This is a genomic window from Streptomyces sp. NPDC051684 (genome assembly GCF_044453445.1).
Taxonomy (GTDB): Bacteria; Actinomycetota; Actinomycetes; order Streptomycetales; family Streptomycetaceae; genus Streptomyces.
In genome coordinates, this window is the sequence record NZ_JBITCS010000019.1 from 16,020 (window position 1) to 30,288 (window position 14,269).

The 14,269-nt window shown below is 69.2% G+C and carries 12 protein-coding genes and 1 pseudogene; 8 read left to right on the forward strand and 5 right to left on the reverse strand.

Annotated features, from left to right (window positions below; translation table 11 throughout):
- The first annotated feature begins 185 nt into the window (after positions 1 to 185).
- Positions 186 to 1,232: a LacI family DNA-binding transcriptional regulator gene (locus ACIA8D_RS22940; RefSeq protein WP_399234903.1), complete on the forward strand. Its 1,047-nt coding sequence runs from the start codon at positions 186 to 188 to the stop codon at positions 1,230 to 1,232.
- Between the two features lie 75 nt (positions 1,233 to 1,307).
- Positions 1,308 to 2,144 carry a phosphatase PAP2 family protein gene (locus tag ACIA8D_RS22945; protein WP_399234905.1) on the forward strand — a complete coding sequence of 279 codons (837 nt, stop codon included), beginning with the start codon at positions 1,308 to 1,310 and terminating at the stop codon, positions 2,142 to 2,144.
- Between the two features lie 33 nt (positions 2,145 to 2,177).
- Here ACIA8D_RS22945 and ACIA8D_RS22950 read toward each other — a convergent pair whose 3' ends face one another.
- Positions 2,178 to 3,752, reverse strand: a complete 1,575-nt coding sequence (locus ACIA8D_RS22950; RefSeq protein WP_399234906.1) for an amidohydrolase — start codon at positions 3,750 to 3,752, stop codon at positions 2,178 to 2,180.
- 87 nt (positions 3,753 to 3,839) lie between these two features.
- Entirely contained in the window at positions 3,840 to 5,285 is a 1,446-nt protein-coding gene (locus ACIA8D_RS22955; protein WP_399234908.1) for an APC family permease, read from the reverse strand.
- A 137-nt stretch (positions 5,286 to 5,422) separates the two neighbouring features.
- Here ACIA8D_RS22955 and ACIA8D_RS22960 point away from each other — a divergent pair, with 137 nt between their 5' ends.
- Both ACIA8D_RS22960 and ACIA8D_RS22965 read left to right on the forward strand, forming a co-directional pair.
- Positions 5,423 to 6,031: a TetR/AcrR family transcriptional regulator gene (locus tag ACIA8D_RS22960; protein WP_399234910.1), complete on the forward strand. Its 609-nt coding sequence runs from the start codon at positions 5,423 to 5,425 to the stop codon at positions 6,029 to 6,031.
- A 135-nt stretch (positions 6,032 to 6,166) separates the two neighbouring features.
- Complete coding sequence (locus ACIA8D_RS22965) at positions 6,167 to 6,409, forward strand: hypothetical protein (protein WP_399234913.1); 243 nt, start codon at positions 6,167 to 6,169, stop codon at positions 6,407 to 6,409.
- Between the two features lie 52 nt (positions 6,410 to 6,461).
- Here the strand turns inward: ACIA8D_RS22965 and ACIA8D_RS22970 are convergent, their stop codons facing one another.
- The gene (locus ACIA8D_RS22970) at positions 6,462 to 9,479 is read right to left on the reverse strand and encodes a bifunctional [glutamine synthetase] adenylyltransferase/[glutamine synthetase]-adenylyl-L-tyrosine phosphorylase (RefSeq protein ID WP_399234915.1); all 3,018 of its coding nucleotides are present in this window, start codon (positions 9,477 to 9,479) and stop codon (positions 6,462 to 6,464) included.
- A gap of 174 nt (positions 9,480 to 9,653) precedes the next feature.
- Between ACIA8D_RS22970 and ACIA8D_RS22975 the strand changes: the two genes are divergently transcribed.
- Genes ACIA8D_RS22975 through ACIA8D_RS22985 form a run of 3 tightly spaced genes read left to right on the forward strand, consistent with a single transcriptional unit; the run spans position 9,654 to position 11,126 of the window.
- Positions 9,654 to 10,175, forward strand: a complete 522-nt coding sequence (locus ACIA8D_RS22975) for a pyridoxamine 5'-phosphate oxidase family protein (protein ID WP_399234917.1) — start codon at positions 9,654 to 9,656, stop codon at positions 10,173 to 10,175.
- A 48-nt stretch (positions 10,176 to 10,223) separates the two neighbouring features.
- Complete coding sequence (locus tag ACIA8D_RS22980) at positions 10,224 to 10,655, forward strand: VOC family protein (RefSeq protein WP_399234918.1); 432 nt, start codon at positions 10,224 to 10,226, stop codon at positions 10,653 to 10,655.
- Between the two features lie 54 nt (positions 10,656 to 10,709).
- Positions 10,710 to 11,126, forward strand: a complete 417-nt coding sequence (locus ACIA8D_RS22985) for a VOC family protein (RefSeq protein ID WP_399234921.1) — start codon at positions 10,710 to 10,712, stop codon at positions 11,124 to 11,126.
- A gap of 13 nt (positions 11,127 to 11,139) precedes the next feature.
- On the opposite strand, the gene ACIA8D_RS22990 is transcribed toward ACIA8D_RS22985, so the two are convergent.
- Complete coding sequence (locus ACIA8D_RS22990) at positions 11,140 to 11,370, reverse strand: hypothetical protein (protein WP_399234922.1); 231 nt, start codon at positions 11,368 to 11,370, stop codon at positions 11,140 to 11,142.
- A gap of 163 nt (positions 11,371 to 11,533) precedes the next feature.
- A pseudogene (locus ACIA8D_RS22995) lies at positions 11,534 to 11,620 on the reverse strand (glutamine synthetase); the annotation flags it as partial.
- 426 nt (positions 11,621 to 12,046) lie between these two features.
- On the opposite strand from ACIA8D_RS22995, the gene ACIA8D_RS23000 reads away from it, so the two are divergent.
- Positions 12,047 to 13,867, forward strand: a complete 1,821-nt coding sequence (locus ACIA8D_RS23000; RefSeq protein WP_399234924.1) for a DUF262 domain-containing protein — start codon at positions 12,047 to 12,049, stop codon at positions 13,865 to 13,867.
- Positions 13,868 to 14,269: the final 402 nt, after the last annotated feature.

Below are 14,269 nucleotides of genomic sequence, written 5' to 3' on the forward strand. Positions count from 1 at the left end.
CTCAGGAGCGGAGCGGTGCGGGCCCCCTCGGCCCGCGCCGCACCAAACTACCGCCGGACAGCCGTGCGGCGGCCTGCCCTTCGTCCGGTTCACCGTTCCGGGTGGCGGCGACCCAACCCGGCTTACCCGCCCGGCACTTCCCGTTCGGTGGGCAATGCGGCGAGTGACGGGTAAGGTCGCGTCCCGTGACCGCACGCCTTGCCGACATCGCAGCACAAGCGGGGGTCAGCGAAGCGACCGTCAGCCGTGTACTCAACGGGAAGGCGGGGGTCGCCGCGGCCACCCGCCAGTCCGTCCTCGCCGCCCTCGACGTGCTCGGCTACGAGCGCCCCGTGCGCCTGAAGCAGCGCAGCGCGGGCCTGGTCGGCCTGATCACCCCGGAGCTCGAGAACCCGATCTTCCCGGCGCTCGCGCAGGTCGTGGTGCAGGCCCTGACCAGGCAGGGTTACACCCCGGTCCTGGCCACCCAGACGCCCGGCGGCTCCACCGAGGACGAGCTCACGGAGATGCTCGTCGACCGCGACGTCAGCGGGATCATCTACGTCTCCGGGCTGCACGCCGACACCACCGCAGACACGCAGCGCTACGAGCGCCTGCGGGGCCAGGGCGTCCCCTTCGTGCTCGTCGACGGGTACGCGCCCGGGGTCGCCGCGCCCTTCATCTCGCCGGACGACCGGGCGGCGGCCCGGCTCGCGGTGACCCATCTGCTCTCGCTCGGCCACACCCGGATCGGCCTGGCCGTGGGGCCGCGCCGCTTCGTCCCCGTACAGCGGAAGATCGAGGGCTTCGTACGCACGATGGCGGAGGGGCTCGACCTGCCGGAGGACGAGATCGAGCACGATCTGGTCCAGCACTCCCTCTACACGCTGGAGGGCGGGCAGGCCGCGACGTCGGCGCTGCTCGACCGGGGCTGCACGGCGGTGGTCTGCGCGAGCGACATGATGGCGCTCGGTGCCGTCCGGGCGGTGCGCGAGCGCGGCATGGACGTGCCGAAGGACGTCTCCGTGGTCGGATTCGACGACTCCCCGCTGATCGCCTTCACCGATCCGCCGCTGACCACGATCCGCAAGCCGGTGCACGCGATGGGTCAGGCGGCGGTGCACACGCTCCTGGAGGAGGTCGGCGGCACGCCCGCGCCCCCGAGCGAATTCGTGTTCATGCCGGAACTGGTGGTGCGGGGGTCCACGGCCGCTTCAGCAGCGGTGTCCGTAGGGGTTCGGCCTCGTCCGTAGGGCGTAGCGGGTGCGCCCATGACCCGCCCAAGGGATGATCGGTCGTGGGGCCGTGATCTGGCAGACTCTGTGCCTATGGGTGAAATGACCGTGACGACACGTGAAGGCCGAAAAGGGGCCACACCCTCACCCATCGCGGAAGACCGCGCCGGGCGTCGCCTTCGGGTGCCGCGGCGTCCGCGGCTCTGGTTCGAGATCCTGCTGATCGCGGTGAGTTACTACACTTACTCGCTGATCCGCAACGCGGTCCCGGAGCAGAAGGCGCAGGCGCTGCGCAATGCCGACTGGATCTGGCGGGCCGAGCACAGCCTCGGCATCGCCGTCGAGCAGGCAGTCAACCATGCCGCGAATTCGGTGAGTTGGCTCATCGTCGGCATGAACTACTACTACGCGACACTGCACTTCGTCATCACGTTGGGTGTCCTGGTGTGGCTGTTCCGCTGCCATCCCGGCCGCTACGCGGCGACCCGTCTCGCGCTGTTCGCGACGACGGCGGTCGCCCTCGTCGGTTACTACTTCTATCCGCTGGCGCCACCGCGCCTGATGAGCGGCGGCGGTTTCGTCGACACGGTCGCGGTGCACCAGACCTGGGGCTCGATGGCCTCGGGCAACCTGAAGAACATGTCGAACCAGTACGCGGCGATGCCGTCGATGCACATCGGCTGGTCGCTGTGGTGCGGCATGACGATCTTCGCGCTGGCCTCGGTGCCGTGGGTGCGGGTCCTCGGGCTCCTGTACCCGGCGCTGACCCTGCTGGTCATCGTGTCGACCGCGAACCACTTCTGGCTGGACGCGGTGGGCGGCGTGCTGTGCCTGGCGTTCGGTTTCGCGGTGGCTCGGGCCTGGTACGGGGCGCTGCCGTACGCGCTGCCGCGCCTGGTGCCACCACCGCTGATGCCGGTCAAGGCGTGAGAGGGCGGCACCTTCGGTGCCGCCCTTTCCGTCTCAGGCGCCCCGGTGCGTGATCCGGCCGTCCGTCACGGTGAGGGCGACGGGCGCCTCGGCGACCTCGTCCGCGGGGGCCGTGACCGGGTCGAGGCCGAGAACGGTGAGGTCCGCGCGCAGACCGACCGCGATTCGGCCGCCTTCCGCCGCCCGACCCGCGGCGACCGCCGCGTGCGAGGTCATGCCCTCCAGCGCCTCCAGGCCGGTGAGCCCCTGCGCGGGGCCGGCCGCGCCCTGCGGCACCCGCGCCGTGGCGAGCACCTGCCGGGCGTCGTAATGGGCGATCGGCCAGTCCGAGCCGAGCGCGAGGGTGGCGCCGGCGTCCCGCAGGTCACGGGTGCGCCAGGCGCGGGCGGCGCGGGCGTCACCGAGCCGCTTGGACCACTCGTCGCTGTGGTCGCCCTTCGTGTACGCGGTGTGCGGCGGCTGCATCGACGCGGCGACGCCGAGCGCGGCGAACCGTGGGATCGTGTCGTCGGGCACGGACTCGATGTGCTCGATCCGGTGCGCGTTCCGGCCGCTCGCCCCGAGCGCCTCGATGGTGTCGAGGGCGTGCCGGACGGCGGCGTCGCCGATGGCGTGCGTCGCGGTGCGCACCCCGGCGGCGTGCAGGTGCCGTACGGCCGCGGTGTACGCCGCCGGGTCCGGCCAGAACGCGTCGGTGCCCTGGCCGTGGCAGTCGGCGTGCTCCAGCCAGGCGGTGCCGCCCTCGACGGTGCCGTCCATGAAGAACTTCACGCCGCCGACCCGCCAGCGCCGCCCGCCCTGCTTCTGCAGCGCGACCAGCTCGTCGAGCCCTGCCCGGTCCACGCCCGGCATGCACCAGGGCGAGACCGTGAGCCGCAGCGGCAGATCGGCGCCCTCCTCCACGGCGGCGAGCAGGTCGAGGCCCGAGCCGTCCATGACGTGGGCTCCGGTGAGGCCGGTGGCGGCCATGGTGCTCAGCAGCTCGACGAGTCCGGTGCGGCGGTCCTGGTCGGAGGCCCGGGGCGCGACCTCGTAGGCCAGGTCCATGGCGGCGTGCTCGACGAGGTGACCGGTGGGCCGCCCCTCGCCGTCGCAGACGATCTCGGCCCGCTGGGCGAACTCCCGCGGCCCCGTGATCCCCGCGGTGTCCAGGGCGGCGCCGCTGACCAGCGCGGAGTGGCCGTCGTACAGGCGCAGGAAGGCGGGGGCGCCGCCGAGCACGTCCTCGATGAGCTCGCGGTGGATGGTCCGCCCGCCGAAGGCGTTGTGGTCGAGTCCCCATCCGACGACCCACCCGTCCAGCCTCGCTGCTGTGCGCAGGGCGCCCCGGAGTCCGTCCAGGTCCTCCACGCCGCTGAGGTCGACGCCGGTCGCCATCTCCAGGCCCCAGACGGGGTGGCTGTGGGAGTCGACGAGGCCGGGGACGACGTGTGCGCCGGCGAGGTTCAGCCGTTCGGTGCGGGGGCCTTGCCAGTCCCGTACGAGGTCGCCGGTGTCGCCGACCGCGACGATGCGACCTCCGGCCACGGCAACGGCCGTCGCCTCCGGCTGGTCGGGGTCGAGCGTACGTACGTGCGTGTCGGTGAGGAGGAGGTCGGCGGATGCCATGGGGCGGTTCGCTCCGTTTCTGTTCGGCTCGCTCGCGTCGGCGTGTGCGGGCTTGCTGTGGTCCGGTTCGCGCAGTTCCCCGCGCCCCTAATCGCCGAACCGTGCATAGGTCTCCGGGCGGGTGCGCTTGAGGCGCCACGCCAGGCCGAGCCCCAGCACGAACACCGCCGGCGCCACCGCCAGGAGGATCCAGTTGACCAGCGGGGACGCCCCCGTGAAGAGGTCGATGTGCGTGGCCACCAACCCGATCGCGACGGCCAGGAGAAGCGTCGCCACGACGGGCGCGACGACCGTCCGCAGCACACCCTCCTGGTGCGTGATCCGCCGGAAGAAGAACGGGACGGCGAGCGCCGCGAGCAGCTGGAGGGCCATCAGGCCCAGCATTCCCGGGGTGTTGACCCACAGCAGCAGCTGGTCGTACGGGTCCGCGCCCGCCGCCCAGAAACCGAGCACGACGACCGCGCCGAGCACCGTCTGCGCCAGCCCGGCGACGTACGGGGACCGGTGCTTGGGGTGGATGCGGGCGAGCGAGCGCGGCAGCACACCCTCGTCGGCGAGCGCGAGGGCGTACCGGTTGATGGCGTTGTGGAAGGCGAGGAGCGAGGCGATGACGCTGGTGACGATGAAGACGTGCATCAGGTCCGCCGCCCAGCCGCCGACGAAGGTGGTGATGGCGGTGAAGAAGAGGTTCGCCGGGTCGTCGCCCGCGGCCTTCACCACGTGCGCGTCGCCGAAGGACTGGATGGCGATCCAGACGGTGAAGGCGTAGAAGAGGCCGAGGAAGGCGACGGCGATGTACGTGGCGCGGGGCACGGTGCGGTCCGGGTCGCGGGCCTCGCGGCGGTAGATGACGGTCGACTCGAAGCCGGTGAACGCGGCGAACGCGAAGGCGAGGACGGCGGCCGTGCCGGGCACGAGGACGTTGCCGGGCGCGAACGAGGCCAGGGACAGGCCGTGCGCGCCGCCCTTGAGGAGCACCCCGCCCGCGAGCAGAACGAGGATGCCGGTCTCCGCGACCAGCAGGACGCCGAGCAGCTTGGCGCCGAAGTCGATCGAGCGGAAGCCGCCGTACCAGATCAGGGCCAGGCCCACGAGGGAGACCGGCAGCCAGGGCACGTCCGCGCCGAACAGCGAGTGCACGGTGTCCTGCGTGGCCGAGCCGAGCAGTCCGTAGACGCCGATCTCCATGCCGTTGTAGCCGACCATCGCGAGCAGCGCCGCCCCGATCCCGGCCGGTTTGCCGAGGCCCTGCGCGATGTACGAGTAGAAGGCGCCGCCGCCGGTGACATGGCGGCTCATCGTGGTGAAGCCGATGGCGAAGACGGCGAGCGTGATGCCGGCGAGCAGATATCCGGCGGGCGCTCCGACCCCGCCGAGGGAGATGGCGATGGGCGCGACGCCCGCCATGACGGTGAGCGGTGCGGCGGCGGAGACGACGAAGAACGCGATGTCGGACGTGCCGAGGCTCCCGGTACGGAGGCTGGGCGACGTGCTCGGCGGTGCGGTGTCGGTCTTCGGGGAAGTCACGGACATGCGGCAGGAAGCCCCTCTGGCGGACGGCCCGGACTGCGGACGGGCATAAATCTAAAGGCTTTTGATTTTCGCAATGTAACCTCCCGTTGGGCCTACGGGAAGACCCGATTTCGTGAAGCCACTGAGGAGGGACCTGGATGGGGCGGCCGCGCACACCCCTCCTCGACCGGGAGCGGATCACCACGGCGGCGCTCGCCATCGTCGACGAGAAGGGCGAGTTCAGCGTCCCGCAGGTGGCGCGCAGGCTCGGCGTGCAGGCGGGCTCGCTCTACCACCACGTGGACGGCCGCGACGGCATCGTGGAGCTGCTGCGCGAGCGGATCTGCTCCGCGATCGACGAGACGCCGCTGACCTCGGGCCTGCCGTGGGACGAGGCGATCGCCGCATGGGCCCGCTCCTACCGCGCCGCGTTCGCCGCGCACCCCAAGGCCATCCCGCTCCTCACGACGCATCCGGTGCGGGCGCCGCGCGTCCTCGCGCAGTACGAGCTGGGGGTGGCGCTGCTGCTGGACGCGGGGTTCGCGCCGCCGGACGTGATGCCGGTGATCATCGCGCTCGACAACATGGTGCTCGGCTCGGCGCTCGACATGGCGGCGCCCGACACCATGTGGGAGCCCTCGGAGGAGGGCCTGACCCCGCTGCTCGAACGGGCCCTCGCCGCCGGGCCCGAAGGCCGCACGGACGCGGCGTTCGAGCTGGCGCTCGCCGGGTTCGTCGCGCACTGCCGGGCGCTCCTCGACGCGTAGCCGTCGGCGCCGCGCCGGGACTTTCGTCCCCCGTGTTCATGACCGATGACATCTGCCACCGGGGCCCTCGTACGGGGATCGTCGTAAGCCAGGGCACCGACAACGGCGCCGACGGAACGGACGGAGGGCCGGCTGATGACGACGGTGAGCAGGACCACGGCGGGTGTACTGGCGACGGCTGCGGCGCTGCTTGCCGTGACTCTGGCGCTGCCCGCGTCGGCCGTGGCCGCTCCGGGCGACGAGGAGCACCCCTTCTCCGCGCTGGAGCGCACGCACCTCTCCGACGACGAGCCGACGGCCGCGGCGACGGCCCTCGACAACCGCGACCCGGCGGGCCTTCCGTGGCTGTCGGGCACGATGTCGGTGAAGGTGGCTTAACGGCGCGACGACCTGACGGCCCAACGGCACAGCGGCGGTCGCCGGTGTGCCGTCACCCGTCGTAGAAGCGCTCCTCCATCACGGCCCGCGCGCGCCGCGTCGTGCGCCGGTAGTCGTCCAGCATGTCCCCCACATGCCCGGGGTCGTACCCCAAGTACCGTCCGACGGCGCCGAGTTCACGCCCGTCCGACGGGAACGTGTCGCCCGGCCTGCCGCGCACCAGCATCACCGCGTTGCGCACGCGGGTGGCCAGGACCCACGCCTCGTCGAGGATCGCCGCCTCCTCGGCCGGGATCAGTTCGGCGGCGCACGCCGCGGCGAGGGCCTCGCGGGTGCGAGTGGTGCGCAGGCCCGGTTCCGCCCAGCCGTGCCGCAGCTGGAGCAGCTGCACCGTCCACTCGACGTCGGAGAGGCCGCCGCGGCCCAGCTTCGTGTGCAGTGTGGGGTCGGCGCCGCGCGGCAGTCGCTCCGATTCCATGCGGGCCTTGAGGCGGCGGATCTCCAGGACGGCGTCGTCGCCGAGACCCTCGGCGGGGTAGCGCAGCGGGTCGATCAGATCGATGAAGGCGCTGCTCAACTCCACGTCACCGGCGACCGGTTGGGCCCGCAGCAGCGCCTGCGACTCCCAGACCAGGGACCAGCGGCGGTAGTACGCCTCGTAGGACTTGAGGGTGCGCACCAGCGGGCCCGACTTGCCCTCGGGGCGCAGGTCCGCGTCGATGAGCAGCGGTGGGTCGGCGCTCGGCAGGGCGAGCAGCCGGCGCATCTCGGAGACGACCTTGTTGGCGGCCTGCGCGGCCTCGTGGTCGTCGACGCCCTCGCGCGGCTGGTGCACGAAGAGGACGTCGGCGTCGGAGCCGTAGCCCAGCTCGTGCCCGCCGAAGCGGCCCATGGCGATGACGGCGAACCGGGTGGGCAGGGTGTCGCCCCAGCCGTCGCGGACCACGGCGCGCAGCGTCCCGCCGAGGGTGGCGGCGGTCAAGTCCGATACGGCGGCGCCCACTTGGTCCACCAGGGCGCCCTGGTCGGCGACGGCGGGCGTGTCCTCGGTGCCGTACGAGGCGGTGATGTCGGCGGCGGCGGTGCGCAGCAGTTCGCGGCGGCGCACCGCACGCGCCGAGGTGACGGCCTGCTCGCCGCCGTCGGCGCGCCGTACCGCCGCGAGTACCTCCTGCTCCAACTGGGCGTGCCCGCGCGGCTCGAAGCCCCGCTCGTCGCCGAGCAGCGCCACCGCTTCGGGGGCGCGCATCAGGAGGTCGGGGGCGAGGCGCCCCGCGGACAGGACCCGCGCCAGGTTCTCGGCGGCGGCGCCCTCGTCGCGCAGCAGCCGCAGGTACCAGGGCGTCTTGCCCAGCGCGTCCGACACCTTGCGGAAGTTGAGGAGCCCCGCGTCCGGGTCGGCGGAGTCCGCGAACCAGCCGAGCAGCACCGGGAGCAGCGTCCGCTGGATGGCGGCCTTGCGGCTGACGCCGGAGGCCAGCGCCTCCAGGTGGCGCATGGCGGCGCTCGGGTCGGCGTAGCCGAGCGCGACGAGCCGCTCGCGGGCGGCGTCGGCGCGCAACCTGGTCTCGCCGGGGGCGAGTTGGGCGACGGCGTCGAGCAACGGCCGGTAGAACAGCTTCTCGTGCAGACGGCGGACGACGGACGTGTGCCGCTTCCAGGCCCGCTTGAGGTCCGTGATGGGTTCCGTGCGCATGCCCATCGAGCGGCCGATGCGGCGCAGGTCGGCATCGTCCTCGGGGACGAGGTGGGTGCGGCGCAACTTGTAGAGCTGGATGCGGTGTTCGAGCGTACGCAGGAACCGGTAGGCGTCGTCGAGCTGCACGGCGTCGACCCGGCCCACGTATCCGCCGTCGGCGAGCGCCGCGAGCGCGTCCAGGGTCGTACCGCTGCGCAGTGCGGAGTCCGAACGCCCGTGCACCAACTGCAGCAACTGCACGGCGAATTCGACGTCGCGCAGCCCGCCGGGGCCGAGCTTCAGCTCGCGGTCCTTCTCCCCCGCCGGGATGTTCGCCACGACCCGCTTGCGCATCTTCTGCACGTCGGGCACGAAGTTCTCCCGCTCGGACACCTGCCACACCATCGGCGACACGGCCGCGACGTACTCCTCGCCGAGCTCCGGGTCGCCCGCGACCGGGCGGGCCTTGAGCAGCGCCTGGAACTCCCAGGTCTTGGCCCAGCGCTGGTAGTAGGCGAGGTGCGAGGAGAGAGTGCGCACGAGCGGGCCGTTGCGCCCCTCGGGCCGCAGGTTGGCGTCGACGGGCCAGATGGTGCCCTCGACCGTCGTGTCGGAGCAGATCCGCATCATGTGTGAGGCGAGCCGGGTGGCGGCCTGGATCGCCTTGCCCTCGTCGGCGGACCCGTCGGCGGGCTCGCCCACGAAGATGACATCGACGTCGGACACGTAATTCAGCTCGTGTCCGCCGCACTTGCCCATCGCGATCACGGAGAGCCGGCACAGCGCGGCGTCGGCCGGGGACGCCGTGCGGGCGATGGCGAGGGCCGCGCGCAGGGTGGCCGTCGCCAGATCGGCGAGTTCGGCGGCGGTCTCGGTGATGTCGGTCGTGCCGCACACGTCGCGGGCCGCGATGGACAGCAGACAGCGCCGGTACGCGACGCGCAGCGACACCTCGTCGGTGGCCTCGGCGAGCCCCTGCTCGAACTCCTCCACGCCCGGGTGCAGATCGTTCGCCTCGTACGTGACCAGGGCCCGCCAGTCCTTCGAGTGCCGGGCGAGGTGGTCGGCGAGCGCCTCGGAGGAACCGAGCACGCCGAGCAGCCGGTCGCGCAGCGGCTTCGCGGCAACGAGCGTGTCGAGCAGTTCGCGCCGCGCCGTCTCGTCCTCCTGCGCCTCCACCAGCCGCACCAGGCCGAGCAGCGCGCCGTCCGGGTCGGCGGCGGCGCCCAGCGCGTCCAGGAGCAGCGGGTCGGCACGCACGGCGGACAGGGCCGGGGCGTCGAGCAGCCGCTCGGCGGTGGACGGATCGGTGAAGCCGAGGCGCAGCAGCCGGGTGAAGGTGCTGCTCCTGCGGCCGCCCGTCCACCGGCCCCCTTCGTGCGGCACCGACATCATCGCCCGGCCTCCTGTTCGATCAACGGTGGCCTTGAGCCTACTGCGCTCCGGGCCGCACCGATGAGTTGTGGCGGCGTGCGGGGTCCTTACTCATGGACGAGAGGGTCCGCCCCCCGGGATTCATGCACGAGAAGGTCTGTCCCTGGCCTCGTTGCGGAAAGGAAGCCCGCGATGCCGCACGACACCGACACGCCGCGCACGTCGATCGATCCGCGCTACAGCTCCCCCGGCGCCGAACCCACCGCATGGGCGGCGGCCGAACGGCTGCTGACCGGCGCCGAACTGTTCTGGATCTCCACGGTGCGCCCTGACGGCCGCCCTCACGTCACGCCGCTCATCGCCGTCTGGCAGGACGGCGCCCTGCACTTCACGTCCGGCGAGCGCGAGCGCAAGTCGCTCAACGTCGCCCGGAACCCCGAGGTCGTCCTCACCACCGGCACGAACGCCTGGGCCGCGGGCTTCGACGTGGCGGTCGAGGGGCGGGCGATGCGGATCACCGAAACGGAACGGCTGCGTTCCCTCGCCAAGGCGTGGGAGGCGAAGTACGGTCCGGCTTGGCACTTCGAGGTCCGTGCCGACGGCGCGTTCCAGGGCCGGGAGGGCCCGTCCCTGGTCTACTCGGTCGCGCCGCGCACGGTCTTTGGCTTCGGCAAGGGCGAACAGTTCACGCAGACCCGCTGGCGGTTCGAGTGACCGCCGGACGCCGCGCCCGGCATCCGTGACCCGATGAGAGGACAGACCATGGAATGGACCCTCGAAGTGATCGTCGTTCCCGTCTCCGACGTGGACCGCGCCAAGGACTTCTACGCGAACAAGGTGGGCTTCAAGGTCGACCTGGACAGCCAGGTGGCCCCGGGTATCCGCATCGTGCAGCTGACGCCGCCCGGCTCCCGCTGTTCGATCTCCCTGGCGGACGGCCTGCCGGGAGCGCCGGGCCAGCCGGCCATGGCCCCCGGCTCGCTCACCGGGCTCCAGGTGTGCGTCACCGACATCGCGGCGGCGCGCGAGGAGCTGGTGACGCGCGGCGTCGACGTCAGCACGGTGCAGCACGCGGGGCCGCAGGGCTGGCAGGAGGGCCCCGGCGAGGAGTGGAACTCGTTCATGTTCTTCACGGACCCGGACGGCAACGGCTGGACGGTCCAGGAGGCACCGGCGCCCCTGTCGGAACGCTGAGGCACCTGCGTTCGCGCCGGTCCGGAACCGGGGATTCGCCCCTACCTTTTCCCCATGGAGATGACCCTGGAAGTGATCGGCCTGCCGGTGTCCGACATCGACCGGTCCAAGGCCTTCTACGTCGACAAGGTGGGCTTCCGCTGCGACGTCGACCGCGAGGTGATGCCGGGCGCCCGCATCGTCCAGCTCACGCCGCCCGGCTCCGGCTGCTCGGTCACCCTCGCCGCCGGCGTCCCGACTCCGACGGGCACCGCGACCCCGGGCACGTACCACGGCCTGCAACTGTGCGTCACCGACATCAAGGCCACGTACGAGGAGCTGCGGGCCCGCGGCCTGGACGTCTCGGAGCCGGTCCAGTACGCGCCCGACGACGGCGGCACGTTCATGCACTTCACGGACCCGGACGGCAACGGCTGGGCCATCCAGGAGTACCGCAAGCGCTCCACCGTGCCGCTGCGCGACGCGTTGTAGCCGTCCGCCCCCGCTACTTGGCGTGGGTGATCAGACTGCCGTCGGAACAGTGGTGGGTGTGCTCGCCCACGTAGCCGCCGAGCACGGGGGCGACGGCGACCTCCTGAAGACAGGTGGCCGCGGACCCGAAGTCCCAGTTGTCCGAGAGTCCGATGCCGGACCCCAGATTGCTGTCGGCGTGGGCGGGGGCGGCGAGCCCGGCCGCGGCGAGGGCGAGACCGGCAACAGTGATCATCTTCTTCATACCCGGCGAACGATGCGGCCCGCCGGATGGGTGCGGGGAGGCGCGCGGGATCACCTACCCGGATGGAACGCGGCCCCGTCGTCCACCGCACGCGACGGGGCCACCGGTCCGTGACCGGCGGCCCCGAAAGCCTGACGCGGCGCGAAACCGCGCTGACCTGCACCTACAACACGGGAAGGTTCTTCCTCAGCTCGAACGCCGTGACCTCGCTGCGGTACTCCTCCCACTCCTGCTTCTTGTTGCGCAGGAATTGATGATCCGCTGGGGTGGCCTGCCGCGATCCGGCCCGACCCTCATCTGACCTGCGATGCGGGGGCCGTTGGTGGTCGTTCTTGGTCACTGCGGGCCGCCCTCTGACGGCCCAGCGACGGCCCGGTGACTGGCTCACCCGCTACAGGCCGGCACTTCTACAGCAGACCGATGCTGCTTCGTCTGACCTGGGGTTACCCCGACCTCTGCCTGTCCACCTGGTGTGCGCGGCCCGCAATCGCTCCCGCCGGCCTCACTCATTCCACCGCCCCTGCGCGAACTTCGTCCTACGCGTAGAGCCCACGGGACGAGGCACGTCACCGATCGGCGAAACAACGCGACTTGATGACCACAAGCTGCATGCGCAACCCCCTAGGCTTGCGCTACTGTTAATTCGGTTTAATTCGTGATCGACTGGAGGTCGAGGATGGCCGAGGGAATTTCGAGCAACGAACTGATTCCGATTGAAAGTCAAACAAAGACCATACAGACCTGTTTCCAACAGTGCTTGTATGAGGTTCCCAACTTTCAGCGGCCTTACAGTTGGTCACAGGAACAGCTTACCGATTTTTGGGACGATGTCATTTTGGCGAAAGGTGATTTCTTCTTTGGATCCACAGTGACGTGGGTTAGCGAGAAGAGAGATCTCTTTAATGATACGTACTCGATCATTGATGGCCAACAGAGGCTGACTACGAGCGCAATCCTCCTATCTGTCGTTCGTGACGCTTTTAGAGAAGTAGCTACTAAGCATGCAGACGATGAGAAGTTCGACGCACATGCAGCTAACAGCCAGGCCGATACTACCCAAAAATACCTGATGGCCAAAGATGACGACGGCAAGAATCATCCGGTTTTGCATCGCCCCGAGAAAATGTTCTACGAGGTGATTCAGAATCCGAACGCCATTCCATCCGGTGCAAAGTGGAATGGGAGCGCCGTGCGGATCGGAGAGGCGCGATCCTTTTTCGAAGGAAAGATTCTAGGCGCCATCAAGGAATTGGCGCCAGGCCAGCAGGTTGAGCGCCTAAAATCTATCAGGTCGAACGCCTTGAAAGCGCGGGTAATCCAGGTTGAGCTGGCATCCGAGGAAGACGGATTTCTAGTTTTCGAAACGTTGAATACGCGTGGGGCAGACTTGCGCTTGTCGGATCTCGTTAAGAACCTGCTGATTCGTGGCGGCTCCAACGACACCGAAGATCGAAAGGCTATCGCGGCGCGGTGGGAACGACTCGTCGATAGTGTTCAGGAAGGCCGGGTGGCCGCGGACGTTGTCGACAGGTTCATTTGGCAGTCCTGGAACTCGCGGCGAGAGGCGGTGAAGGAGCCCGAGCTATTCAAGGGGATTATCCGCCTCGTGGGCTCCAGCCCAGCCGCACATCTCTCCTACCTGGAAGAGCTTGAAGCGGACGCAGAAACGTATACATGGCTAGATTATGAGGATGTGCAAGTCCAACCGAAAACCTCTGGCGTACGCAATGCCTTCACGGTCCCAGAATTCGTTGACAGTGTTCGCGCACTTGCTATATTCAACGTCTCCGTGGCCAACTCGACCATCTTCGCCGTAGCTCGCAAGTTCCGGGAAACAAGATTGATCAAGCAGCATCAAATCGTTGAAGTTTTGAGGCTTGTTGAATCTTTCCATTTCCAGAACACCGCGCTAACGAATAGTAGTTCGACCGGTGGTACGCGAGCTAGATACAATCGCTTCGCTGTCCGCCTGGAAGGCGCCACCTCCCTCCGTGACGTCGCGGAAGCTATTGTGGACTTGAAGGAAAAACTTCGAGCAAGTCTGCCAGATCGCACGAGGGCACACCAAGCGTTTTGCAATTTGTTCTACGCACCCTCGCTTCAGCTGACTCAGGCACAGAAAATCCGGTCCCGCAAGATCTTTATCGCCTACGTATTGATGTCGTTCGCGAAATTGGAACATTTGCTGCCGGCGGGACAGAACCTCACAACGTGGTCGATTGAGCACATCAAGCCGCAATCAACTGCTGTGGATGGGTATCGCGACCCGGTCTACTCGATTGGCAATCTGACGCTACTTACCGCTCGCCTTAACAGCTCCCTGGGGGACGCATCTCTACCTTCCAAGGCGGCTGCGCTTAAGAAGGGGAGAGCATACTTCGATTCGGAACTCGAATCATGGAAGGAGAGCGGCACAGATTCTCCGTCTGATTCTCAGATTGAGGAGAGGGCGCGCCTCTTGGCGGACGACGCGTTGGACCGGGTTTGGAGCCTATAAGCACTGGAGGCCCTCCAGGTCGGATCGCACCGCCCTTGGCGTTGCCTGAGGAAATACTTACCCCTGCACACCCGTGATCGCCTTTCGACCAGTAAGCGACCGATACGAAAGGGTGAAATCCCTCTCACCCGTAGTCGACCAATGAAGAGAATGGGTCCCACCTGCCGGTGGTGCAACTCCGGGGTACGTACGCCAAGCTTCTTGAAGGCACCAGGTGCGTCCCTGATGGCAACGAGCCCATCGCCTCGGAACTAGCCCCGCTGCGCGCGCTGGCGGCGACACACTGGCGAGATTAGAGACCCGGACAGAGTGTCCGGGTCTCTTCTTTGTGGGCCCCTCATCCTGGTATCGCGGCGGGAGGTCAATGCCCGCTACCAGCCCCATCACCGGCTCTGTACGGTG

Coding starts and splice junctions, on each gene's coding strand:
- ACIA8D_RS22950 (WP_399234906.1), bottom strand. CDS start 3,752: ATGGCATCCGCCGACCTCCTCCTCACCGACACGCACGTACGTACGCTC.
- ACIA8D_RS22990 (WP_399234922.1), bottom strand. CDS start 11,370: ATGAAGAAGATGATCACTGTTGCCGGTCTCGCCCTCGCCGCGGCCGGG.
- ACIA8D_RS22985 (WP_399234921.1), top strand. CDS start 10,710: ATGGAGATGACCCTGGAAGTGATCGGCCTGCCGGTGTCCGACATCGAC.
- ACIA8D_RS22960 (WP_399234910.1), top strand. CDS start 5,423: ATGGGGCGGCCGCGCACACCCCTCCTCGACCGGGAGCGGATCACCACG.
- ACIA8D_RS22945 (WP_399234905.1), top strand. CDS start 1,308: ATGGGTGAAATGACCGTGACGACACGTGAAGGCCGAAAAGGGGCCACA.
- ACIA8D_RS22980 (WP_399234918.1), top strand. CDS start 10,224: ATGGAATGGACCCTCGAAGTGATCGTCGTTCCCGTCTCCGACGTGGAC.
- ACIA8D_RS22955 (WP_399234908.1), bottom strand. CDS start 5,285: ATGTCCGTGACTTCCCCGAAGACCGACACCGCACCGCCGAGCACGTCG.
- ACIA8D_RS22970 (WP_399234915.1), bottom strand. CDS start 9,479: ATGTCGGTGCCGCACGAAGGGGGCCGGTGGACGGGCGGCCGCAGGAGC.
- ACIA8D_RS23000 (WP_399234924.1), top strand. CDS start 12,047: ATGGCCGAGGGAATTTCGAGCAACGAACTGATTCCGATTGAAAGTCAA.
- ACIA8D_RS22975 (WP_399234917.1), top strand. CDS start 9,654: ATGCCGCACGACACCGACACGCCGCGCACGTCGATCGATCCGCGCTAC.
- ACIA8D_RS22965 (WP_399234913.1), top strand. CDS start 6,167: ATGACGACGGTGAGCAGGACCACGGCGGGTGTACTGGCGACGGCTGCG.